Source organism: Thauera chlorobenzoica (genome assembly GCF_001922305.1).
Lineage (GTDB): Bacteria > Pseudomonadota > Gammaproteobacteria > Burkholderiales > Rhodocyclaceae > Thauera > Thauera chlorobenzoica.
Map to the genome: position 1 here is coordinate 1,315,189 of NZ_CP018839.1, position 21,521 is coordinate 1,336,709.

At 70.8% G+C, this 21,521-nt stretch carries 22 protein-coding genes and 1 riboswitch; of the genes, 5 read left to right on the forward strand and 17 right to left on the reverse strand.

The window, feature by feature from the left end; genetic code table 11:
- Positions 1-38 precede the first annotated feature (38 nt).
- From Tchl_RS06245 to metK, 7 genes are all read right to left on the reverse strand, one after another.
- On the reverse strand, positions 39-1,199 hold the full coding sequence (locus tag Tchl_RS06245) for a cobalt-precorrin-5B (C(1))-methyltransferase (protein ID WP_075147637.1): 1,161 nt from the start codon (positions 1,197-1,199) through the stop codon (positions 39-41).
- A gap of 59 nt (positions 1,200-1,258) precedes the next feature.
- Entirely contained in the window at positions 1,259-1,954 is a 696-nt protein-coding gene (locus Tchl_RS06250; RefSeq protein WP_075147638.1) for a precorrin-8X methylmutase, read from the reverse strand.
- Between the two features lie 18 nt (positions 1,955-1,972).
- On the reverse strand, positions 1,973-2,923 hold the full coding sequence (locus Tchl_RS06255) for a sirohydrochlorin chelatase (RefSeq protein ID WP_075147639.1): 951 nt from the start codon (positions 2,921-2,923) through the stop codon (positions 1,973-1,975).
- Positions 2,920-3,744: a precorrin-4 C(11)-methyltransferase gene (gene cobM / locus Tchl_RS06260; protein ID WP_075147640.1), complete on the reverse strand. Its 825-nt coding sequence runs from the start codon at positions 3,742-3,744 to the stop codon at positions 2,920-2,922. The genes Tchl_RS06255 and cobM overlap by 4 nt, the downstream gene beginning before the upstream one ends.
- On the reverse strand, positions 3,744-4,382 hold the full coding sequence (locus Tchl_RS06265) for an energy-coupling factor ABC transporter permease (RefSeq protein ID WP_075147641.1): 639 nt from the start codon (positions 4,380-4,382) through the stop codon (positions 3,744-3,746). The genes cobM and Tchl_RS06265 overlap by 1 nt, the downstream gene beginning before the upstream one ends.
- A 181-nt stretch (positions 4,383-4,563) precedes the next feature.
- Positions 4,564-4,785, reverse strand: a riboswitch (cobalamin riboswitch).
- A gap of 78 nt (positions 4,786-4,863) precedes the next feature.
- Complete coding sequence (locus tag Tchl_RS06270) at positions 4,864-5,937, reverse strand: calcium/sodium antiporter (RefSeq protein ID WP_075147642.1); 1,074 nt, start codon at positions 5,935-5,937, stop codon at positions 4,864-4,866.
- A 129-nt stretch (positions 5,938-6,066) separates the two neighbouring features.
- Entirely contained in the window at positions 6,067-7,230 is a 1,164-nt protein-coding gene (metK, locus tag Tchl_RS06275) for a methionine adenosyltransferase (protein WP_075147643.1), read from the reverse strand.
- Positions 7,231-7,463: 233 nt separating this feature from the next.
- Here metK and Tchl_RS06280 point away from each other — a divergent pair, with 233 nt between their 5' ends.
- The 5 genes from Tchl_RS06280 (at position 7,464) to Tchl_RS06300 (ending at position 11,936) form a co-directional block, all read left to right on the forward strand.
- Positions 7,464-8,348, forward strand: coding sequence for a lysophospholipid acyltransferase family protein (locus Tchl_RS06280; RefSeq protein WP_075147644.1), 885 nt, complete (start codon positions 7,464-7,466; stop codon positions 8,346-8,348).
- Complete coding sequence (locus tag Tchl_RS06285) at positions 8,345-9,217, forward strand: lysophospholipid acyltransferase family protein (protein ID WP_075147645.1); 873 nt, start codon at positions 8,345-8,347, stop codon at positions 9,215-9,217. Before Tchl_RS06280 ends, Tchl_RS06285 begins: the two co-directional genes overlap by 4 nt.
- A 38-nt stretch (positions 9,218-9,255) precedes the next feature.
- On the forward strand, positions 9,256-10,089 hold the full coding sequence (gene dapF / locus Tchl_RS06290) for a diaminopimelate epimerase (RefSeq protein ID WP_075147646.1): 834 nt from the start codon (positions 9,256-9,258) through the stop codon (positions 10,087-10,089).
- A gap of 172 nt (positions 10,090-10,261) precedes the next feature.
- Positions 10,262-10,903 carry a DUF484 family protein gene (locus Tchl_RS06295; protein ID WP_075147647.1) on the forward strand — a complete coding sequence of 214 codons (642 nt, stop codon included), beginning with the start codon at positions 10,262-10,264 and terminating at the stop codon, positions 10,901-10,903.
- A 67-nt stretch (positions 10,904-10,970) separates the two neighbouring features.
- The gene (locus Tchl_RS06300) at positions 10,971-11,936 is read left to right on the forward strand and encodes a tyrosine recombinase XerC (protein ID WP_075147648.1); all 966 of its coding nucleotides are present in this window, start codon (positions 10,971-10,973) and stop codon (positions 11,934-11,936) included.
- A gap of 68 nt (positions 11,937-12,004) precedes the next feature.
- Here Tchl_RS06300 and ruvB read toward each other — a convergent pair whose 3' ends face one another.
- The 10 genes from ruvB to Tchl_RS06350 form a co-directional block, all read right to left on the reverse strand.
- Positions 12,005-13,066 carry a Holliday junction branch migration DNA helicase RuvB gene (gene ruvB, locus Tchl_RS06305; protein ID WP_075147649.1) on the reverse strand — a complete coding sequence of 354 codons (1,062 nt, stop codon included), beginning with the start codon at positions 13,064-13,066 and terminating at the stop codon, positions 12,005-12,007.
- Between the two features lie 55 nt (positions 13,067-13,121).
- Positions 13,122-13,721 (reverse strand): Holliday junction branch migration protein RuvA, encoded by a 600-nt coding sequence (ruvA, locus tag Tchl_RS06310; RefSeq protein WP_075147650.1) that lies wholly within the window; start codon positions 13,719-13,721, stop codon positions 13,122-13,124.
- Positions 13,722-13,789: 68 nt separating this feature from the next.
- Positions 13,790-14,740 (reverse strand): prenyltransferase, encoded by a 951-nt coding sequence (locus tag Tchl_RS06315; protein ID WP_075147651.1) that lies wholly within the window; start codon positions 14,738-14,740, stop codon positions 13,790-13,792.
- 124 nt (positions 14,741-14,864) lie between these two features.
- Positions 14,865-16,643, reverse strand: coding sequence for a methyl-accepting chemotaxis protein (locus Tchl_RS06320; protein ID WP_083945169.1), 1,779 nt, complete (start codon positions 16,641-16,643; stop codon positions 14,865-14,867).
- Between the two features lie 250 nt (positions 16,644-16,893).
- Positions 16,894-18,348: a ribonuclease G gene (gene rng, locus Tchl_RS06325; RefSeq protein ID WP_075147652.1), complete on the reverse strand. Its 1,455-nt coding sequence runs from the start codon at positions 18,346-18,348 to the stop codon at positions 16,894-16,896.
- Positions 18,349-18,416: 68 nt separating this feature from the next.
- A complete protein-coding gene (locus Tchl_RS06330) occupies positions 18,417-19,055 on the reverse strand; it encodes a Maf family protein (protein WP_075147653.1) in 639 nt (212 codons plus the stop codon).
- A 10-nt stretch (positions 19,056-19,065) separates the two neighbouring features.
- Positions 19,066-19,536, reverse strand: a complete 471-nt coding sequence (gene rlmH / locus Tchl_RS06335) for a 23S rRNA (pseudouridine(1915)-N(3))-methyltransferase RlmH (protein WP_075147654.1) — start codon at positions 19,534-19,536, stop codon at positions 19,066-19,068.
- A 1-nt stretch (position 19,537) separates the two neighbouring features.
- Positions 19,538-19,894, reverse strand: a complete 357-nt coding sequence (gene rsfS, locus Tchl_RS06340; RefSeq protein ID WP_075147655.1) for a ribosome silencing factor — start codon at positions 19,892-19,894, stop codon at positions 19,538-19,540.
- A gap of 138 nt (positions 19,895-20,032) precedes the next feature.
- A complete protein-coding gene (gene nadD, locus Tchl_RS06345) occupies positions 20,033-20,722 on the reverse strand; it encodes a nicotinate-nucleotide adenylyltransferase (RefSeq protein WP_075147656.1) in 690 nt (229 codons plus the stop codon).
- The gene (locus Tchl_RS06350; protein ID WP_232311671.1) at positions 20,712-21,515 is read right to left on the reverse strand and encodes a BPSS1780 family membrane protein; all 804 of its coding nucleotides are present in this window, start codon (positions 21,513-21,515) and stop codon (positions 20,712-20,714) included. Before Tchl_RS06350 ends, nadD begins: the two co-directional genes overlap by 11 nt.
- Positions 21,516-21,521 lie beyond the last annotated feature (6 nt).

Genomic DNA, 21,521 nt, shown 5'->3' on the forward strand with positions numbered 1-21,521 from the left:
GGGGCGGCTGGGCACGGGGGCGGAGGTGGCGTGTCGGCTCACGGCGTGTCCTCGTCGACGGTCACGATCGGCGCGCCCTCGAAGTTGCAGGCGAGCACGGTGAGGCGGTGCGGGCCGGGGTAGCGCTGGCGCAGGCTGCGCAGCGCACGCTCGGCCAGGGCGCGGTGGAAGGCGAGCGCGAGGCCCAGCTCGGCCAGGCGTTCGGCGGCGAAGCGGGCGGTCTCGGCGGCGCGGATCTCGGCCACCAGGGCTGGCGGAGCACCGACCTCGGCAGCGGCGCCGGCGATCAGCGCGCGATCGATCTCGCCGCGCCAGGCGTGGGTCACCGACAGGCCCTGGGCGATCTTGGTCAGCTTGCCGACCATCGCGCCGAGCACGATATGGCGCATGCCCAGCTTGACTGCGGTGGTGAACGCGGCCTTGACGAAGTCGCCGAACTCGACGAAGCAGGCCGGGTCGAGCTGGGGGAAGACGCGCATCGCGCCTTTCTCGGTGCGTCCGCCGGTGGTCAGCACCAGCGTGGTCTGCCCCTGCGCCGCGGCGACTTCGATCGCCTGCACCACGCTGGCACGCCAGGCTGCGGTGGAGAACGGGCGCACGATGCCGGTGGTGCCGAGGATGCTGATGCCGCCGAGGATGCCGAGACGGGCGTTGAGGGTCCTCTTCGCCATCTCCTCGCCACCGGGCACCGAGATCCTCACCGCCAGGCTGTCACCGGCCTGCAGGATGGCCGCGCCGGCGGCGGCGACGTTGGCGACGATGTTGCGCCGCGGCACCGGGTTGATCGCCGGCCCTCCCACCTCGAGGCCCAGCCCCGGCCGGGTCACGACGCCGACGCCAGGGCCGCCCTCGAGCACGACTTCGCCGCCCCCGCCGGGGATGCGGCGGACCTCCACGGTGATGTGCGCACCGTGGGTGGCGTCGGGGTCGTCGCCGCCATCCTTGATCGCCACTGCATGGGCGCAGTCGGTGGCGTCGATCCGTTCCACCCGACCGTCGAGGATGGCGAACTCGACCCGCATGCCGTTGGGCAGCGCGCACGCCACCCGCTCGGGCACTGTCCCGCGCACCAGCCCGAGCGTGGCCGCGGCGGCCGCGGCGGCGGCGGTGGCGCCGGTGGTGAAGCCGGTACGGTTGCCGCGCTGGCGACGACGGTCGCCTTTGCGGATCTTGTCGGGGGGCGCTGCGGTGGTGTCCATCGGGTAGGGCAGGAGGAGGTTGCGGGCGGTCGGATATCCGTGCGTGGTGGCATCCGGGCTTAGGCCCGCGAGGTTTGCAGCTGGCGGCTTTCGGCGAGGCCGAGCAACGCGTGGAGGGCGGCGACGACCAGGGTGGAGCCGCCCTTGCGGCCGCGGATCGTGATCCACGGCACCGCGTCCACCGCGGCGAGCAGCGCCTTGGACTCGGCCGCCGAGACGAAGCCGACCGGCATGCCGATGACCAGCGCCGGGCGCACGCCGTCGTCGCGGATCAGGCGCACGAGTTCGATCAGCGCGGTGGGTGCGTTGCCGATGCCGACGATGGCGCCGTCGAGCAGGCCGAGGCGCTGCGCCTTCTTCATCGCCTGCACCGCGCGCGTGGTGTCGGCGGTGCGCGCGGCCTCGATCACGTCGGGGTCGGAGATGAACTCGTGGGGGGTGAGGCCGAAATGCGCGAGCCGGCTCTTCGACAGCCCGACGCAGATCATCTCGACGTCGGCGACGATCGGCGTGCCGCCGGCAAGGATCGCCGCCAGCCCGGCCTCGACCGCATGCGGGTGGAATTCGGTGAGGCCGTTGAACTCGAAGTCGGCGTTGGCGTGGATCATGCGGCGCACGACCGGCCATTGCCCCGCGGTGTAGGCGTGCGCCCCGGCCTCGGCGTCGATGATGGAAAAGGAATCGTGCTCGATTGCACGGCCGGCGGCGGTGAGCTGCTCGGTGACGGTGTTGGCGTGCAGGTTGCTGGCGTGCATGGGCGAATGCCTCCGTGCTCAGGCGTGGGCGGAATGGGGATGAGGGTGGGCGTGCGCGTGAGGGGCGTGCCCGGCCGTGCAGCCAGGGTCGGCGTGCGGGTCGCCGTGATCGCAGGCGGTGTGGCGGTGGTCGTGCAGGTGCTCGTCCTCGGCGGCGAGGCGGTAGCGGCAGCCGTCGCACTCGAGCAGGCCGTGGCCGGCGCCCCCGCCGTCGGCGTCCGCGCAACCCTCGGCCACGCGCGCGTCGACCAGGGTGAAGATGCCCTCGTCGAAGCCGAAGTGGGTGCCGAGGGCGAAGGCGAGCTGCGGGTACTGGCGCTGCAGGCGCTCGACCTGGGCGCGGATGCGCTCCATCAGCACGCCGGTGAAGAGATACACCGGCACGATGCAGATCTGCGTCATGCCGAGCCGGGCCTGGCGCTGGACCACGGTTTCGAGCCGCGGCCAGGTCACGCCGGTGAAGGCGAGATCGACCAGCTCGTGGTCGCCGTCCTCGAACAGCCAGCGCGCCATCTTGGCGAGCTCGCCGTTGGCGCCGGCGTCCGAGGAGCCGCGGCCGAGCAGCACCACGCCGGTGGTGCGCGGGTCGGGCTGGTCGAGCCGGCGCATCAGGCGATCGAGCTGGCCGCGCAGCACGGCGAAGAGCTCGCGCCCCATGCCGAGGTGGCGGGTGCAGGCGAAGTCGACGCCGGGGTGGCGCGCGCGGGCGCGCTCGAGCGCGGCCGGCAGCTCCATCTTGACGTGGCCGGCGGCGTTGAGGATGAAGGGGATCGCGAGCACGCGGCGGGTGTCATGCGCGGCGCGGTCGAGGCCTTCGTCGAGCAGCACCTCGGCGTGCTCGATGAAGCAGGTCTCGATGCGCCAGCCGGGATGGCGTTCGCGCCATTGCGCGGCGAAGTGCAGGATCTCCTGGTTGCCCTCGCGCTTGCGCGAGCCGTGGCCGACGAGGAGCAGGGCGGTGTCGTTCATGCGGGATTTCCGGTGGGCGCGCTGGTCTCTGCGGCTGCGGCCGCCTTGCGGAAGCGGTGGCCGAAGCCGGGGTCGTAGAGCTTCGAGCGCGCGATGTCGGGCCACAGGCGCGCACCGAGCGCGGGGCTGGCGAGGATCATGGCCTGGCTGGCGATCTTCTCGTCCTGGCAGCGGCGCTTGATGTCGGCCAGCGTGCCGCGCACGATCTTCTCCGCGCCCGGCCAGCTCGCCTTGTGCACCACCACGATGGGCGCCTCCTCCGGCCAGCCGGCGGCGCGCAGCGCGCGCTGCACCTCGTGCAGCAGGGTGATCGACAAGAAGATGCACAGCGTCGTGCGGTGGGCGGCGAGCGCCTCCAGCTCCTCGCCCGCAGGCATCGGGGTGCGGCCGGCGACGCGGGTGAGGATGACGGTCTGGGTGAGCTCGGGCAGGGTCAGGGTCTCGCCGGCCGCCGCGGCCGCGGCCATCGCCGAGGACACGCCCGGCACCACCCGCCAGGGGATGCCGGCAGCGTCGAGCGGGCGGGTCATCTCGACCAGCGCGCCGTACAGGCCGGGGTCGCCAGTCTGCAGGCGCACCACGGTCTCGTGGCGGGCGCAGGCCTCGGCCAGCCAGGCGCTCATCTCTTCGAGCGTCATGTCTTTCGAGTCGCGGACCTCGCAGCCCGGCGGCGCGTACTGCGTGGCCGTGCGATCGACGAGCGAGCCGGCGAACAGAATTGCGCCCGCCTGCTCGAGCAGGCGGCGACCCTTCACCGTGATCAGGTCCGGGTCGCCGGGGCCGGCGCCGACGAACCAGACCGTGCCGGGCCGGCCGCTCATCAGCCGCGCGCCGGGACGGCGAAGCAGAGCTGGACCAGCGGACGGTGGGCCTGCGACTGCAGCAGCCTGACCACCGCCACCGTCAGCACCGGCTCGATCAGCACCACCGGCAGGTAGGCGGCGGCGAAGCTCATCCACGCCGCGAAGGGTGTGGCGGTTTCCCCCATCGCCAGCCAGAAGCCGACCATCAGCGCGACGCCGGCGTAGTAGCTGGCATCGAGCTTCAGCACCGAGCCGATCTCGGTGGCGGCGCCGGCGGCGAGCTTGCGGCCCAGCGTGGCGTGCAGCGCGAGCAGCGGCACGGCGAGCGACAGGAAGTTCACCCCCAGGTGGAGCAGGTCGGCGGGCTCGAAGATCACGCCCTGCAGCAGCAGGCCGAGGCCGAAGCCGAGCAGGGTGGGGACGAAGCCGAGGGCGAGGTAGATCGGCATCGCGCCGATGAAGTGCAGCTCCGACGCGCCCGCGGGCAGGTGGAAGCTCTGCATGAAGACGGAGAAGAACAGCGCCGCGAGCAGCGTGCGCAGGATGTGCTGCGGTTTCCTGAGCAGCTGCGGCGCCTGGGCGGCGATGAGTGAAGCGGCGGCGAGGTTGGCGGCGGCGATCTTGGCGCCGGAAAGGATGCCCGGTTCGATGTGCATGGTGACTCCCCACGAGTGCGTCGATAAGGATGCGGACACCGGTGTGGGGGTATGCGGACGGAACCGTGGCGCGGCAGGGTCGCGACCAGGCGGACAGCATGTACAGCGGATTCGGCTGGAAGCCGGACGCATGCGGCCGGCGGCAGACCAGTCGGATCGAACCCTCACCCCGGGGTCACACATCACGAAACTCGATCGGGCCGGTCTTCTGGCTTGCCTTCTTCCTCGTCCACCGGCCTTCCCGAGCGCAAGGCTCAGTGGCGTGTTGGCGGAGTCGTCAGGCTCACAGCAGCGGGGGCTGCGCCGGACTGGCTGAAACGCGCGGGTTTCAGCGTCACCGGACTTCCCGTTTCACTCCGTCCTGCGGCTGCAGGGCGGAGCACCCGGATCGAATGCGGATGCAGCTTAATCGAGAGGGGCGATGTTGCGCAAGCGGGGGCGCGGGCTTGCGCGGCGGCGGCGCGCTCCCCGGGGAGGCGGTTCAGTGCCTGCTGCCGTTGTGGCGCACCAGGCTGACCGCCAGGGTGATCACGGTGAGCGGCATCACGTAGCCGAGCATGATGCTGGAGAACGTGGGCAGGCTGTCGTGCTGCTGGGCCTGGAGTGCCAGCCAGGCGGTGTAGGCGGCGTAGTAGCCGAGGAAGACACCGCCTTCCCAGCGTGCGATCTCGCGCCCGGTGATCATGATCGGCAGGCAGGCGAAGGCGACTGCGAGCATCACCCACAGGTCGAAGTTGCGCGCCGCCTCCGAGACCGGCAGGCCGGCGCCCGAGGCGATGCCGGCGGCGCCGAGCACGGCGAGGATGTTGAAGACGTTGCTGCCGACGACGTTGCCCACGGCGATGTCGCGCTGGCCGCGCATCGCGGCGACGATCGAGGTGGCGATTTCGGGCATCGACGTGCCGACGGCGACGATGGTGAGGCCGATCACCAGGTCGCTGACGCCGAAGGCGCGGGCGAAGGCGACCGCGGCGTCGACCAGCCAGTCGGCGCCCACCACCAGCATCGCCAGGCCGATCGCGATCAGCGCCAGCTGCACGCTCCAGTGGCGGTCCCAGGTCGAGGTCGGAATCCCGGTTTCGAATTCGTCCTGGACGCCTTTCGAGGCACGCCGCGACTGCACCACCAGGAACAGGGTGTAGGCGAGCACGAGGCCGAAGAGGATGACCGATTCGAGCAGGCTCAGCCGGCCGTCGAGGGCCATCACCACGAGCAGCACCGAGACCCCGATCATGATCGGGATTTCCTGGCGGATGATCTGCTCGTCCACCAGCAGCGGCGTGATCAGCGCCGAAATGCCGAGGATCAGCAGGATGTTGGCGATGTTGCTGCCGACCACGTTGCCGATCGCCAGGTCGGGACTACCGGCCAGCGCCGATCCGACCGATACCGCCATTTCCGGTGCGCTGGTGCCGAACGCGACCACGGTCAGGCCCACCACCAGCGGTGACACGCCGAAGGATGTGGCCAGCCGCGAGGCGCCGCGCACCAGCAGTTCCGCGCCGGCGACGAGGACGACGAGACCGAGGATGAACATCAGGACTTGCTGGAGCATGGGCTGTACGAAAGAAGATCGATGAAGGTCTGGATGCAGCCGGCGGTGGCGATTCGCCGTGCCAGGGGCGGCCCCGGGCGCAGGCGATGTGCGGTCCCGCCTGCGCCCGGGGTCATGCGTGCGTGCAGCTTACAGCCCGGCGTCGGCGCGCAGCGCGGCGGCCTTGTCGGTCTGCTCCCAGGTGAACTCCGGCTCGTCGCGGCCGAAGTGGCCGTAGGCGGCGGTCTTGCCGTAGATCGGGCGCAGCAGGTCGAGGGTCTGGATGATCGCCTTCGGGCGCAGGTCGAAGTGCTTGCCGATCAGGGCGGCGATGCGGTCGTCGGCGATCCTGCCGGTGCCGAAGGTGTCGACCATCAGCGACACCGGGCGCGCCACGCCGATCGCGTAGGCGACCTGCACCTCGCACTTGTCGGCGAGCCCGGCGGCGACCACGTTCTTGGCCACGTAGCGGCCGGCGTAGGCGGCCGAGCGGTCGACCTTCGACGGGTCCTTGCCCGAGAACGCGCCGCCACCGTGGTGGGCGGCGCCGCCGTAGGTGTCGACGATGATCTTGCGCCCGGTGAGGCCGCAGTCGCCGTGCGGGCCGCCGATGACGAAGCGCCCGGTGGGGTTGATCAGGTAGCGGACGTCGCCGCCCATCAGCTCCTTCGGCAGCACCGGCTTGATGATCTCCTCGATCACCGCTTCGGAGATCTGCGCGTGCGACACGTCGGGGTGGTGCTGGGTCGATACCACCACGGTGTCGATCGCGACCGGCCTGCCGTCGACGTACTTCACCGTGAGCTGGCTCTTCGCGTCCGGGCGCAGCCACGGCAGGCGGCCGTCCTTACGCACTTCGGCCTGGCGCTGCATGATGCGGTGGGCGTAGTAGATCGGCAGCGGCATCAGGCTCGGGGTCTCGTTGCAGGCGTAGCCGAACATCAGCCCCTGGTCGCCGGCGCCCTGGTCGAGATCGAGGCCTTCGCCTTCGTTCACCCCCTGGGCGATGTCGGGCGACTGGCGGTTGATCGCCGCCAGCACCGCGCAGCTCTTGTAGTCGAAGCCGATGTCGGAGTTGTCGTAGCCGATGCGGCGGATGACTTCCTGCGCGATCTCGCGGTAGTTGGGGTGGGCGGTGGTGGTGATCTCGCCCGAGATCACGACGAGGCCGGTCGACACCAGGGTCTCGCAGGCCACGCGCGCCTTCGGGTCCTCGGCGAGGATGGCGTCGAGGACGCCGTCGGAGACCTGGTCGGCGACCTTGTCGGGATGGCCTTCGGAGACCGATTCGGAGGTAAACAGAAATTCAGCCATGGTGCCACTCCTTGAAAGCAAAAATCCCCGTGCTGTCGGCCTTGCGTCTGCGGCCAGCTCCGGGGATTTCGTCGAGCAGCCGACGCTTTAGCAGTATTTTTGCCGGCGGCCTGCGCCTGCCGTACCGCCCTGCAAGTTGTCGAGTTAACTCGGCGGTGGGGACGGATTATAGACCGGGATCGCCGGCTGTGTAAGCATGCGGGTCCTGCAACCCGCTCCCCCTGCCGCCGACCGTGCTGCTCGACCTTCTCTTCCGCCTGCTTTCCCGCCTGCCCCTGGCCGGGCTGCACCGCCTCGGCGGCTGGATGGGCTGGCTCGCCTACTGGGCGTCGCCGTCCTATGCCCGCCGCCTGCGCGCCAACCTGGCCAACGCCCTTGGCCGCGAGGACGAGGCGGTGCGCCGGGCGGCGATTGCCGAGGCCGGGCGCCAGGCGCTGGAGCTGCCCTTCATCTGGCTGCGCCCGGCGCAGGAAGTGGTGGCCGCTGCGGTGCGCACCGAAGGCTGGGAACTGGTCGAGCAGGCGCGCGCCGAAGGCGCCGGGATCCTGTTCATCACGCCCCACCTGGGTTGCTTCGAGATCACCGCGCAATGCATCGCGGCGCGGATCCCGATCACCGTGCTCTATCGACCGCCACGCAAGGCCGCGCTCCAGCCGCTGATGGAAGCCGGCCGCGCGCGTGGCCGCCTGCGCACCGCGCCGGCCGACGTGTCGGGCGTGCGCAGGCTGGTGAAGACCCTGCGCAGCCACGAGGCGGTGGGGATGCTGCCCGACCAGGTGCCGGGGGCCGGCGAAGGGGTGTGGGCGCCATTCTTCGGCAAACCGGCGTGGACCATGACGCTCGCCGCGCGCCTGGCCGCAGTCAAGGGGGTGCGGGTGATCTACACCTGGGCCGAGCGCCTGCCGCGCGGCGCAGGCTACGTGTTCCGCCTGCAGGCCCCCACCGAGCCGCTGTCGGGCGAGCTGGAGGCCGATGTGGCGACCATCAACCGCGAGGTCGAGCGCCTCGTCCTGCAGTGTCCGCAGCAGTACCTGTGGGGCTACAATCGCTACAAGCAGCCGCGCAAGGCGCGCGAAGACGCAGCGGACGCAGCGGCGCCGCGGGAGCCGCAGCAATGAGCCGCCTCGTGATCGCCGTGTTCTGGCTGCTGCACTGGCTGCCGCTGGCCGTGCTCGCGCCGCTCGGCCAGGCCTTCGGCCTGCTGCTGTACGTGCTCGTGGCGCCGCGGCGCAAGGTGGTGCTGACCAACCTGCGGCTGTGCTTTCCGGAGCTGTCCGAGGGCGAGCGCCGCACCCTCGCCCGGCGCAACTTCGCCATCACCGGGCGCAGCATGCTCGAGCGCGGCCTGGCGTGGTGGGCGGGCCCCGCGCGGCTGCGGGCGATGGTGCGCATCGAAGGGCTGGAGCGGCTGAATGCGCTGAAGGCCGCCGGTCGTCCGGTGATCCTGCTCGCACCGCACTTCGTCGGCCTCGACATGGCCGGCACCCGGCTGTCGATGGAGGGTGACTTCGTCAGCGTCTATGCGCGGCAGAAGGACCGGGTCTTCGACCGCTGGCTGTATCACGGCCGCAGCCGCTTCAACGACCAGCTGCTGCTGTCGCGCCACGACGGCGTGCGCGCGACGGTGAAGGCGATGAAGGCGGGGCGCCCGTTCTACTACCTGCCCGATCTCGACTACGGGCGCAAGGAATCGATCTTCGTGCCTTTCTTCGGCGTCCCCGCGGCGACCATCACCGGCCTGCCGCGCCTGGCGCGCCTGGCGGGGGCGGCGGTGGTGCCGTGCGTCACCCGCATCCTGCCCGGCGGCGCGGGTTACGTGCTGGAGCTGGGGGGGCCGTGGGCGGACTACCCGTCCGACGACGTCGAGGCCGACACCCGGCGCATGAACGCCTGGCTCGAAGAGGTGATCCGCACCATGCCCGAGCAGTATTATTGGGTCCATCGCCGGTTCAAGACGCGGCCCGAAGGCGAGCCGCGCATTTACTGACCGACTGCATTGACCGACCCCTGCCCCGGAACGAATCGATGAAACTGCGCTTCACCAAGATGCACGGCCTCGGCAACGATTTCGTCGTCATCGACGCCACCCGCGCGCCGGTCGAGCTCACCCCGGCGCGGGTGAAGGCGATCGCCGACCGCCATTTCGGCGTCGGCTGCGACCAGCTGCTGGTGGTCGAGCCGGCGCGCCGGGCGGACGCCGACTTCCGCTATCGCATCTTCAACGCCGACGGCGGCGAGGTCGAGCAGTGCGGCAACGGCGCGCGCTGCTTCGTGCGCTTCGTCCACGACCGGGGCCTCACCGCGAAGCGCGAGATCCGTGTCGAGACCCGATCCGGCCTCATCGTGCCGCGCCTGCGCGAGGACGGCCTGGTCACGGTGGATATGGGCGTGCCCGAGCTGGCGCCGGCGAAGATCCCCTTCGTCTCCGACGCCGATGCGGTGGTGCAGCCGCTGCAGGTGGGCGAGGCCACGCTGGCGATCACCGCGGTGTCGATGGGCAACCCCCATGCGGTGCAGGTGGTGGCCGACGTCGATGCCGCGCCGGTGGCCGCGCAGGGCGCGCTGATCGAGCGCCATGAGCGCTTTCCGGCGCGGGTCAATGCCGGCTTCCTGCAGGTGGTCGATACGCACCGCGCGCGCCTGCGGGTGTTCGAACGCGGTGCCGGCGAGACCCTGGCCTGCGGCACCGGCGCCTGCGCGGCAGTGGTGGCCGGCATCCTGCGCGGCCTGCTGGTATCGCCGGTGCGGGTCGAGACCCGCGGCGGCGAGCTCGAAATCGCCTGGGACGGCCCCGGTACGAGCGTGCGGATGACCGGGCCGGCCGTCACCGTGTTCGACGGCGAGATGACACTCGACTGAGGAGGGGCGCCCGCCCGGTCCGGGCGCGGCCCTCCGATTGCAAACCGGACGAAGGAGGATCAGCGGGAGCATGCGCCGCCGGCGCACGCTGCGGTTCCCGTCGCGGGAATGCCGCGGCCGGCACAACGGAACAGACTTCGGGCCGCCCGGCGGCCCCCCAGGAGTGGAAGCGATGAATGCCGAAGATCTCGCGCGCTACCTGCGCGAACACCCCGACTTCCTCTGTGAGCACGGCGAGGTGTTCGCCGGCCTGACCGTGCCACATCCGCAGCACGGCGGACAGGCGATCTCGCTCGCGGAGCGCCAGCTGCACACCCTGCGCGAGCGCATCCGCCAGCTCGAGCTCAAGCTCGCCGAGCTGATCCGGTTCGGTGCGGACAACGACGACATCAGTGCCAAGGTCCATCGCCTGTCGCTGGCGCTGCTCGAAGCCGGCAGCGCCGAAGGTGTGCGCCAGGCGCTGAGCGACAGCCTGCAGGGCGACTTCGCCGTGCCCTATGTCGCGCTCAAGCTGTGGGGGGGCGAGGCCGCGGCGGCGGACGAGGTCGGCGAGGCGCTGCGGTACCAGCTCGACGGCCTGCGCCAGCCCTACTGTGGCGCCCCGGAACATGCCGAAATGGCGGGCTGGTTCGGCGAATCCGGCAGCCACATCCGTTCCCTCGCGCTGATGGCGCTGCGCCGGCAGGGGGGCTGCTTCGGCCTGCTCGCGCTCGGCAGCGCCGAACCCGAGCGGTTCTACCCCGGGATGGGCACGCTGTACCTGGAGCGCATCGGCGAGCTGGTTGCCGCGGCGCTGGGGCGATGCCCGGCCTGAGCCCGCTGCCCGCTGTTCGCCGGTCTGCGGCGGCAGGCGCGGTCCCCGGCCGGGGAGGGGCGGCGCGATGAAGGCGTGCACACCGCTGGAGGCGGCGCTGCCGGCCGAAGTCGAGGCCTGGCTGGGGTGGCTGGCGACCCAGCGCCGCGTCGCGGCGCTGACGCTGAAGGCCTACCGCGCCGGCGCGCAGGCGCTGTTGCGTCTGGCCGGTGGGCGGGCGCTGTCCGCGCTCGACGTGCAGGACATCCGCCGCTTCGTCGCCCGCCTCCACGGCGAAGGCCTGGCCGGACGCTCGATCGCGCTCCACCTCGCGGCCTGGCGCGGGCTGTATCGCTGGCTGATCCGCCACCACGGAGTGCGTGCCAATCCGGCGCTCGGGGTGCGCCCGCCGAAATCGCCTGCGCTGCTGCCGCGCGCGCTGTCGCCCGATCAGGCCGCGGCGCTGCTCGATCCGGCGGCGGAAAGCGCGCTCGAAGTGCGCGATGTGGCGCTGTTCGAGCTGATCTATTCGTCCGGTCTGCGGGTCGCCGAAGCCGCGGCGCTCGACGTGGACCGCGGCATCGATTTTGCCGAGGCCATGCTTACCGTCACCGGCAAGCGCAATCGCACGCGCAGCGTGCCGGTGGGCGGCAAGGCGCTCGCCGCGCTCGCGCAGTGGCTGGCGGTGCGCGCGCAGTTCGCGCGGGCTGGCGAGCGCGCGCTGTTCGTCACCCGCCACGGCACCCGCCTGTCGCCGAGCGGCATCGCCAGCCGCCTGGCGCGGCGGGCACGGGCGCTGGGGCTGGGAGTCCATGTCCATCCGCACATGCTGCGCCACAGCTTCGCCAGCCACCTGCTGCAATCGAGCGGCGATCTGCGCGCGGTGCAGGAGCTGCTCGGCCACGCCAGCATCCGCAGCACCCAGGTCTACACCCACCTGGATTTCCAGCACCTGGCCAAAGTCTATGATCGCGCCCACCCGCGCGCGCGCAAGCCCGACCCGGCGCGCAAGGGCTCCCCGGCTGCGGGCGGGGATGGGGACAGCGAGGGCTGAAACCGGCCGGCGCAGGGCCGGCGCCCTGCGCCGTGCTGCGGCCGAGCCGCCCGGTGCCGGGGTTGCCCTTACGCGCCGAACAGGTCTCCGGCCTGCCCGCTGCGCGGCGGGGCGAGGCCGAAGTGCTGCCAGATCGAGTGCGTCGCCATGCGCCCGCGCGGGGTACGCTGCAGGTAGCCCTGCTGGATCAGGTAGGGCTCGATGACGTCCTCGATGGTGTCGGTCGATTCGCCGATCGCGGCGGCGAGGTTGTCCAGGCCAACCGGGCCGCCGCCGAACTTCTCCAGCATCGCGCCGAGCAGCTTGCGGTCCATCAGGTCGAGGCCGAGATGGTCGACGTCGAGCATCTTCAGCGCCGCGTCCGCCACCGCGGCGCTGATGTGGCCGCCGGCCTTCACTTCGGCGTAGTCGCGCACGCGGCGCAGCAGGCGGTTGGCGATGCGCGGGGTGCCGCGCGCGCGGCGGGCGATTTCGAGCGCGCCGGCGTCGTCGATGGCGACGTTCAACAGCCGTGCCGAGCGGCCGACGATGAAGGCGAGCTCGTCCGCGGTGTAGAACTCGAGCCGCGAGACGATGCCGAAGCGGTCACGCAGCGGATTGGTGAGCATGCCGGCGCGGGTGGTGGCGCCGACCAGGGTGAACGGCGGCAGGTCGAGCTTCACCGAGCGCGCCGCCGGGCCTTCGCCGATCATGATGTCGATCTGGAAGTCTTCGAGGGCCGGGTAGAGGATTTCCTCCACCACCGGCGACAGGCGGTGGATTTCGTCGATGAAGAGGACGTCGTGCGGCTCGAGGTTGGTCAAGAGCGCGGCGAGATCCCCGGCGCGCTCGAGCACCGGCCCCGAGGTCTGGCGCAGGTTCACCCCCATCTCGGCGGCGACGATGTGGGCGAGGGTGGTCTTGCCCAGGCCGGGGGGGCCGAACAGCAGCACGTGGTCGAGCGCCTCGCTGCGGTTGCGGGCGGCGGTGATGAAGATCTCGAGCTGCTCGCGGATCTTGGCCTGGCCGACGTATTCGGCCAGGCGCTTGGGGCGCAGCGCGCGCTCGACGGCGTCTTCCTGGCGGTCGGCGGGGCGCGGCGAGATCAGCCGTTCGGCGGGAGCGGCCTGCAGCTTGTCGGTTTCGATCATGGCGTGAGTGTAGCCGTTCCGGTGCGGCCCGGTGCGCTCCGGACTGTGGATTCGTTCAGGCCCTGGACAGCGCCTTCAGCGCCTGGCGGATGCCCTCGGAGACGCCCGTGTCCGCGGCCAGCCCCTTCATCGCGCCGAGCGCCTCGCGTTCGTTGTAGCCGAGCGCGAGGAGCGCGTTGAGGATGTCGCTCTTGGCATCGGGCGGTGTGCCGGGGGCGGCGGCGAGTTTGGCGCCAGCCAGGTTCGGCAGGGCTTTGCCGAGCTTGTCGCGCAGCTCGAGCAGGAGGCGCTCGGCGGTCTTCTTGCCGATGCCGGGAATCTTCACCAGGCGGCCGGCTTCCTGCAGCGCCACGGCCTGGGCGAGGTCGTTCACCGAAAGTCCCGACAGCACCGCGAGCGCCATGCGTGCGCCGACACCGGACACCTTCAGCAGCTGGCGGAAGGTGGTGCGCTCTTCCGCGGTGGCGAAACCGAACAGGAAGTGGCCGTCCTCGCGCACGACGAAGTGGGTGTGCAGGCTCACCGCCGCGCCGGTGGCCGGCAGGCCGTAGAACGTGCTCATCGGCACGTCGACTTCGTAGCCGACGCCATGGACGTCGATGAGGATCTGGGGAGGGGTCTTTTCCAGCAGGGTGCCGGTGAGGCGGCCGATCATCGGGAGGCGTCCGGGAGGTGAGACGCCGAGTGTACCAGCCTGGCCGCGGCAGGGCGGCATCGCCCCGGTCAGAACAACGCCAGCGCGGCGGCGAGGAGCAGGCCGTGGACCAGGGTGGCGGCGATGGTGCGCCGGATCGCGGGGGCGAGTTCGGCCGGGGTGGCGGCGTATTCGAGCAGGTCGCGCGCGGCGGGAAAGGAAATCGCCACCGTCAGCGCGGCGGCGGCGGTTTTCTGCGGCAGCTGGTGGGCGGTGACCATGGCGATCAACCAGGCATAGGCGGTGATCGCGATCAGCAGGTAGCCCCATTTTGCGACCTGCGGGCCGAGGCGCACGACCAGGGTGCGCTTGCCGGCGGCGGCATCGCCGTCATGGTCGGGGAACTGGTTGATGAACAGCAGGTTGGCCACCAGCAGGGCGTAGGACAGGCCGGCGGCGGCCGGCAGCATGGCGAAGGCGCCGCGCTGGACGTAGTCGGCGCCGACCACGACCAGCAGCCAGCAGGCGGTGATCACCACTTCGCCGCAGCCGCGATGGACCAGTTGCAGCGGCGGGGCGGAATACGCCCAGCCGAGGACGAGTCCGGCGGCGCCGACCAGCACCAGGCCGGGGCCGGCCTGGGCGGCGAGCCACAATCCCGCGGGGACTACCGCGGCGAGCAGGCCGTAGCCGAAGCGCGCGCTCTGGCGCGCACTGAGGACGCCGTTCTGGATGAAGCGGCTGCCTCCGGTGAACGGAAACAGGCGCCCGCGGTTGGCGTCGTCGGCCCCGTTGACGGCATCGTGGTAGTCGTTGATGACGTTGCCGCCGGCATGGGCGGCGAGGGTAGCGAGCAGGGTCGGCAGGGCCGTCCATGGGTCGATGGCGACGCCGCCGGCGTGGGCGCTGGCGAGGCCGATCAGGCAGGCGACCAGGGTGACGGCGAGGAAGGCCGGGCGGGTGGCGGCGAAATGGCGGGTGAGCGCGCTGCGGTAGCGTTCCGGGCGGGGTTCGGCGGGATGGGGCGGGGCGGCGTTCACGGGGCTGCAGGCGGGCGTTGCGTGCCGGGGGGAGCCGGCGCGTGGACGATCAGAGCCGGCAGGGTATCAGTGGCGGCCGGCGCATGCACGAAAATGCGCCGGCCGGCGCCCTCGTCCGCGGGGCTCAGCCGGCGGACAGGGCACGCCGGGGCGGCAGGGCGGCGCGCGGCGCAGCGCCGTCCAGGGTGTGGGGCAGCGCTCCCGGGGTGGAGACTGCGGGGTGCCCGGCCGCAGAGGTGGCGGCGTCCCCGAGCACGAAGGCGCGGATCAGGTGGTTCAGGTGCTCGGCATGGGCGCGCATGGTGCTGGCGGTGGCGGCGTTCTGTTCGACCATCGCGGCGTTCTGCTGGGTCATGGTGTCCATCTGGGTGACTGCGGTGTTGACTTCGCCGATGCCCACGCTTTGCTCGCGTGAGCCGGCGCTGATTTCGGCGATGGCGCTGGTCACTTCGGTGACGCGCTGCACGATCAGCTGCATCGTCCTGCCGGCCTGCTGGACGATTTCGGCGCCGCTCCGGGAGTGCTCGACGGACTCCCCGATCAGGGTCTTGATCTGCTTTGCCGCATCGGCCGAGCGCTGCGCCAGCATGCGGACTTCCTGGGCGACGACGGCGAAGCCGCGGCCGTGATCGCCGGCGCGGGCAGCCTCCACCGAGGCGTTGAGGGCGAGGATGTTGGTCTGGAAGGCGATCGCGTCGATCATCGAGAGGATGTCGCCGATCTGCGTCGACGAACGGCTGATGTCGGCCATGGTCTTCTCCACCTTCTCCATCGCCTCCCTGCCCTGGTGCGCCACCTGGGCGGCGGACTGGACGAGGCGGTCGGCCTCCTGGGCGTGTTCGGCGTTGTTGCCGACGGTGGAGGTGATCTGCTCCATCGCCGAGGAGGTCTGCTGCAGGCTGGCGGCGGCCTGGTCGGTGCGCGAGGCGAGTTCCTCGCTGCTCTGGGCGATCTCGGTGGAGGCCTGGTAGACGTCGGACGCGCTCTGGCGGACTTCGATCAGGGTCGCCTGGATGCGGGCCAGGAAACCGTTGAACTGGGTGGCGAGTTCGCCGATCTCGTCGCTGCTGGTGATGCGGAGGCGGCGGGTGAGGTCGCCCCTGCCGTCGGCCACCTCGTGGGCGATCTTTTCCATGGTGGTGGCGGTGTCGCGGATCTGGCGCACGATCCGGCGGGTGACGAGGACGGTGAGCACCGTGATGGCGAGCAGTAGCGCCGAGGAAATGAGGAAGAAGCGCAGCAGCGTCGCGCTCAGGTTTTCCTGCGCGACCTGCTCGATCGCGGTCATCGCGGCGTCGATGTCGGTGACATAGACGCCGGCGCCGATCACCCAGCCCCACTCCGGCAGGTTGGCGACGTAGGAGTATTTCGGCTCCTGCCTGCCGGTGCCCGGGTGGGGCCAGGCGTACTGATAGTGGCCGCCGCCGTTGCGGGCGACGTCGATCATGTCGCGGATCAGCGGCTTGCCGTTGGGGTCGGTGGCATCGATCATCCGGGTGCCTTCCTGGCGCGGCACGGCGGGCTGGACGAGCATGGTGCCCGCATGATCGAAGACGAACACGTAGTTGCCGTCGCCGAAGCGCATGTTGCGCAGCAAGGCCTTGGCGGTTTCCTTGGCGACTTCGGGGTCGGCCGTTCCGGTGGCGACCTGCTGCACCATCGACCTGGCCAGGGCCACGACGTCCTTGACCCCTTGCTGACGGGACTCGGTGAGCAGCGTGCGCTGCTGCGCGAGCTGGGTGCGCATGTCCTCGATCCGCGCCATGTTTTCCATGAGCACCAGGCTGGTGGAGGAGATCACGAGCGGGATCAGCACCAGCAGCAGGATCTTGTTCTGGAGGTTGAGCGAAAGGACGTTCCTCAGGGTGCGGGAAATACCTGCGGGCAAGTCGCGTTTTTGCATCGGTGCCTGTCTCCTGGATGGCGGACCCGGCCTCGGCCGGCTGTCATTACTGCGGATGCGTGCTCGTGGCGGAAGGCACGGTAGCGGTGCCGGCACCACCGCCGCGGCATCTTTTAACGCTACGGCATCCGGAGCTTACCTCGAGCGAATATCCACAAGCAGGGCACGCTATGCTGTTGTTGTTATCCTTTGATCTGGGTCAATGTTTGGGGCGGCCGGCAGAGTGCAGTTCGCTTGGGGCGCGGAGGGCTCACAGCAGGACGATGTCGAACTGCTCCTGGGTGTAGCTGCCCTCGGCGTGGAGTGAGACTTTCTTGTCGATGAAGTCCGACAGCATCGCCAGCGACTGGCTTTCCTCGTCGAGGAAGAGGTCGATGACGTTGGGCGCGGCGAGGACGCGGAACTCCCTGGCGTTGAACTGGCGCGCCTCGCGCAGCAGTTCGCGCAGGATCTCGTAGGCCACCGTGCGCGCGGTCTTGACTTCGCCGCGGCCGCTGCAGGTGGGGCAGGGCTCGCACAGCAGGTGGGCGAGCGATTCGCGGGTGCGCTTTCGCGTCATCTCCACCAGGCCGAGCGCGGTGAAGCCGTTGATGCTCATCTTGGTGTGGTCGCGCGCCAGGGCCTTGCGGAACTCGTCGAGCACCATCTCGCGGTGCTCGGCGTTTTCCATGTCGATGAAGTCGATGATGATGATGCCGCCGAGGTTCCTGAGGCGCAGCTGGCGGGCGATGGTCTGGGTCGCCTCGAGGTTGGTCTTGAAGATGGTGTCGTCGAAGTTGCGCGCGCCGACGAAGCCGCCGGTGTTGACGTCGACGGTGGTCATCGCTTCGGTCTGGTCGATGATCAGGTAGCCGCCGGACTTCAGGTCCACGCGGCGGGCGAGCGCCTTCTGGATTTCCTCTTCGACGTTGTAGAGCTCGAACAGCGGGCGTTCGCCACTGTAGTGCTCGAGCAGGGGCAGGACCTTGGGGGTGTATTCGGCGGCGAAGGCGGAAAGCTTCTGGAAGTTTTCCCGCGAATCGATGCGGATGCGGGTGGTCTCGTCGTTGGCCAGGTCGCGCAGGGTGCGCTGGCCCAGGCCGAGGTCCTCGTGCACCAGCTTGGGCGGGAACGCGCCGCGGGTGCTGCCGGAGACCTCGCTCCACAGCTTGCGCAGGTAGGCGATGTCGGCGGCGAGCTCGGCGTCGGAGGCGGATTCGGCCATCGTCCGGACGATGAAGCCGCCGGCTTCGTCCTCCGGCACCAGGGCGGCGAGGCGACCGCGCAGGGCTTCGCGCTCGGCCTCATCCTCGATCCGCTGTGAAATGCCGATGTGTTTTTCCTGAGGGAGGTAGACGAGCAGGCGCCCGGCGAGGCTGATCTGGGTGGACAGGCGCGCGCCCTTGGTCCCGATCGGGTCCTTGAGCACCTGCACCATCAGGCTCTGGCCTTCGGCGAGGATGCGCTCGATCGGGCGTGCCGGCTCGCCGTGGGGGCGGTCGGTCCAGATGTCGGCGACGTGGAGGAAGGCGGTGCGCTCGAGGCCGATGTCGATGAAGGCCGACTGCATGCCGGGCAGCACCCGCACCACCTTGCCGAGGTAGATGTTGCCGACGATGCCGCGACAGGTGGTGCGCTCGATGTGCAGTTCCTGCACCACGCCCTGCTCGACGATCGCCACCCGGGTTTCCTGCGGGGTGCAGTTGATGAGGAATTCGATGCTCATGATGTCGTTTCGAATGGGATCAGGTCTTGCTTCTGCGCTTCCGCGGACGGCGGCGGGGAGGCGCGAATTCAAGACCTGATCCCACTGCCGATGACGCCGCAGCCGAAGGCATCGAGCAGCTGCGCGGTCTCGAACAGCGGCAGCCCCATGATGCCCGAGTAGCTGCCGCGGATCTCCTCGACGAACACCGCGGCGCGCCCCTGGATGCCGTAGGCGCCGGCCTTGTCCATCGGTTCACCGCAGGCGATGTAGTGGCGGATGTCGTCTTCGCCGAGGGGGCGGAAGCGCACTTCGCTGACCGACAGCCGGCTGCGGATGCGCCGGCCGTCGCCGACCGCCACCGCGGTCAGCACCCGGTGGCTGCGCCCGGACAGGCGGGACAGGATGGCGTGGGCGTCGGCGGCGTCGACCGGCTTGCCGATGATGTCGCCGTCGACTTCGAGCGCGGTGTCGGCGGCGAGCACCGGGCGCTGCGGCAGCTTGCGCCACAGCACGCGGCGCACGCCGGCTTCGGCCTTGGCGAGGGCGAGGCGTTCGACGTAGCGCTCGACTGTCTCGCCGGGCAGCGGCGTCTCGTCGACGTCGGCGTCCTCGCCGCGCTCGCCGCTACGGAAGGCGAGGACGTCGAAGCCCACGCCGATCTGGCGCAGCAGTTCGCGGCGGCGCGGGCTGGTGGAGGCGAGATAGATGCGCGGACTGATGGGCATGGGCGAGGCCTCATTCGCGGTGATAGGGGTGCTTGCGCAGTACCGTCCAGGCGCGGTACAGCGCCTCGGCCAGCAGCGGGCGCACCAGCGCGTGCGGCAGGGTCAGGCTGGAGAGGCGGATCGCCTCGTCGGCGCCGGCCTTGAGCGCCGGCGCGAGGCCGTCGGGGCCGCCGACGATCAGGGCGATGTCGGTGCCGCCGGCCTGCCAGGCTTCGAGCCGGCGGGCGAGGGCCGGCGTCGTCAGGTCGGCGCCGTGCTCGTCGAGGATCACCCGCCGGCAGCGCGGCGGCAGCGCGGCTTCGATACGGGCGGCTTCGGCGGCCATCAGCGCATCGACGGTCTTGCCGCTGGTGCGCGGCTCGGCTTTCACTTCGACGAGCTGCAGCGGCAGCTCGCGCGGCATGCGGCGGGCGAATTCGTCGAAGCCGGCCTGCACCCAGCCGGGCATGCGGTGGCCGACGGCAACGATGGTGAGGCGCACGTCAGCGGTCGGCGGCGGCAGGGCGGCGGGCAGCCGGGGCGTGGCCCCACAGTTCCTCGAGCTTGTAGTAGCTGCGCACCGCGGGCTGCATGATGTGCACGACGATGCTGCCGAGGTCGACGAGGACCCATTCGCCGCTTTCCTCGCCTTCGGTGCTGAGCACTTCGCCGCCGGCGGATTTCACCTTGTCCTGGACGTTGTGGGCGAGGGCGCGAGTCTGGCGCCCGGAGTCGGCGCTGGCGATGACGATGCGGTCGAACAGCGGGGTGTGGCGGGCGGTGTCGATGACTTCGATGTCGCGCGCCTTGATGTCCTCGAGCGCTTGAACGACGATTTTCTGCAGGGCGGGGATGTCCATTCAGGTCCTGGTGGGGCTGGGTTCGGTTGGGGGCGGCCCGGTGCAAGCGGCTTGACCGGTGGTGCCGGGCTGCAGGGCCAGGCGATGGCCCGGATGGTCCGCGCCGGCGCATGCCGGGTGTGCCGCTGGCGGGCTCGGTCAGCGATACAGACGGTGCGCGGCAATATAGTCGAGAACCGGATCGGGCAGCAAATAGCGCACGCTATGGCCGTTCTTCACCAGGTCGCGGATCAGCGAGGCGGAAATCGCGAGCGGAGTCATGTCGAACGGAACGATCCGGCCGGCCGGGGCGGTGCGCAGGTCGGCCGGGTCGGCGCTGTGGCGGCCGCGGCAGGCGGCGTCGAGCGCCGGCGACAGGGTGGCGGGCCAGCGCCGGCCGTGCGGCGCGTAGCCGGGGCGGTTGGCGACGGCGATGTGGGCGAGCTCGAACAGCGCCTCCCAGCGATGCCAGGCCGGCAGGCCGGCGAAGGCGTCGGCGCCGAGGATCAGCACCAGCGGGCGCTGTGCGCCGAGCTCGGCGCGCAGGCGCTGGAGGGTGAGCACGGTGTAGCTCTTCTGTGCCGAGCGTACTTCGCCGTCGTCCACCGTGAGGGCGGGGTTGGCGGCGGTGGCCAGCCGCGCCATCGCCAGGCGGTCTTCCGCGGTGCTGTGCGGGGTGCCGCGATGTGGCGGCTGGCCGGCGGGAATCAGGCGCACACCGGCGAGGGCGAGCGCTTCGCGGGCCTCTTCGGCGAGGCGCAGGTGGCCGAGGTGGATCGGGTCGAAGGTGCCGCCGAGGACGCCGAGCGGGGTGTTCGCCCCGCCCCCGCTCCCGGCCTCAGCCGCCATCGCCGCCGTCCGCGGCGGTGTCGATCGCCGGCAGGGTGCTGCCGTCGGGCAGCCCGAAGACGTCGCGCGCGCAGGTGTAGAAGCTGGCGAAGATCACCGGCACGATCAGCAGCGGGATCGGCAGCGAGGCCAGGGTGCCGAGCGCGGGCGAGATCAGGCCGAGCACGCCGATGACGATGCCCGGCAGGATCGCGCCGAAGATCGCCAGGCCGATGGCGTAGGCGAGGAAGGGGCGCCAGTTGCGCAGGCAGGCATAAAAGCTGAAGAACAGCGCCTTCGGCGCGGACACCCGCCACCACGCCGCGAGCATCGGGGCGAACCAGTAGGCCATCATCACCGGGGTCGACAGCGCGACGGCGACGACCAGGGTGAAGCCGAGCGTCGAGTCGCCCGCCGTCTGCGGGTCGACTTCGCCGCCGCGCAGGATCTCGAACAGGGTGCCGTCGTCGACCGCGGTGAGGATCAGCAGCACCGCCATGGTGGCGATCAGGTAGAGGCCGCCGATCGCCACCAGCGCCTGGAGGTTGATCCTGAACCCCGAAAACAGCACGTCGGGGCCGGCCTTGCGGCGGGCGTCGATGGCGCGGCAGGCGTTGAGTACGCCCACCGACAGCGCCGGCATGATCAGCGAGGCGGCAAGCTGGCCGATCAGCGGTACCACGCTCAGCACCACCAGGGTCAGCAGGTAGCCGAAGGTGGCGAAGGTGATCAGCGCCGGGTTGCGGCGCCACAGCTGCACGCCGTCGCGCAGCCAGGCCCAGCCGCGCTGCATCGGGAGTTGGTTCGCTTGCATGGGTCT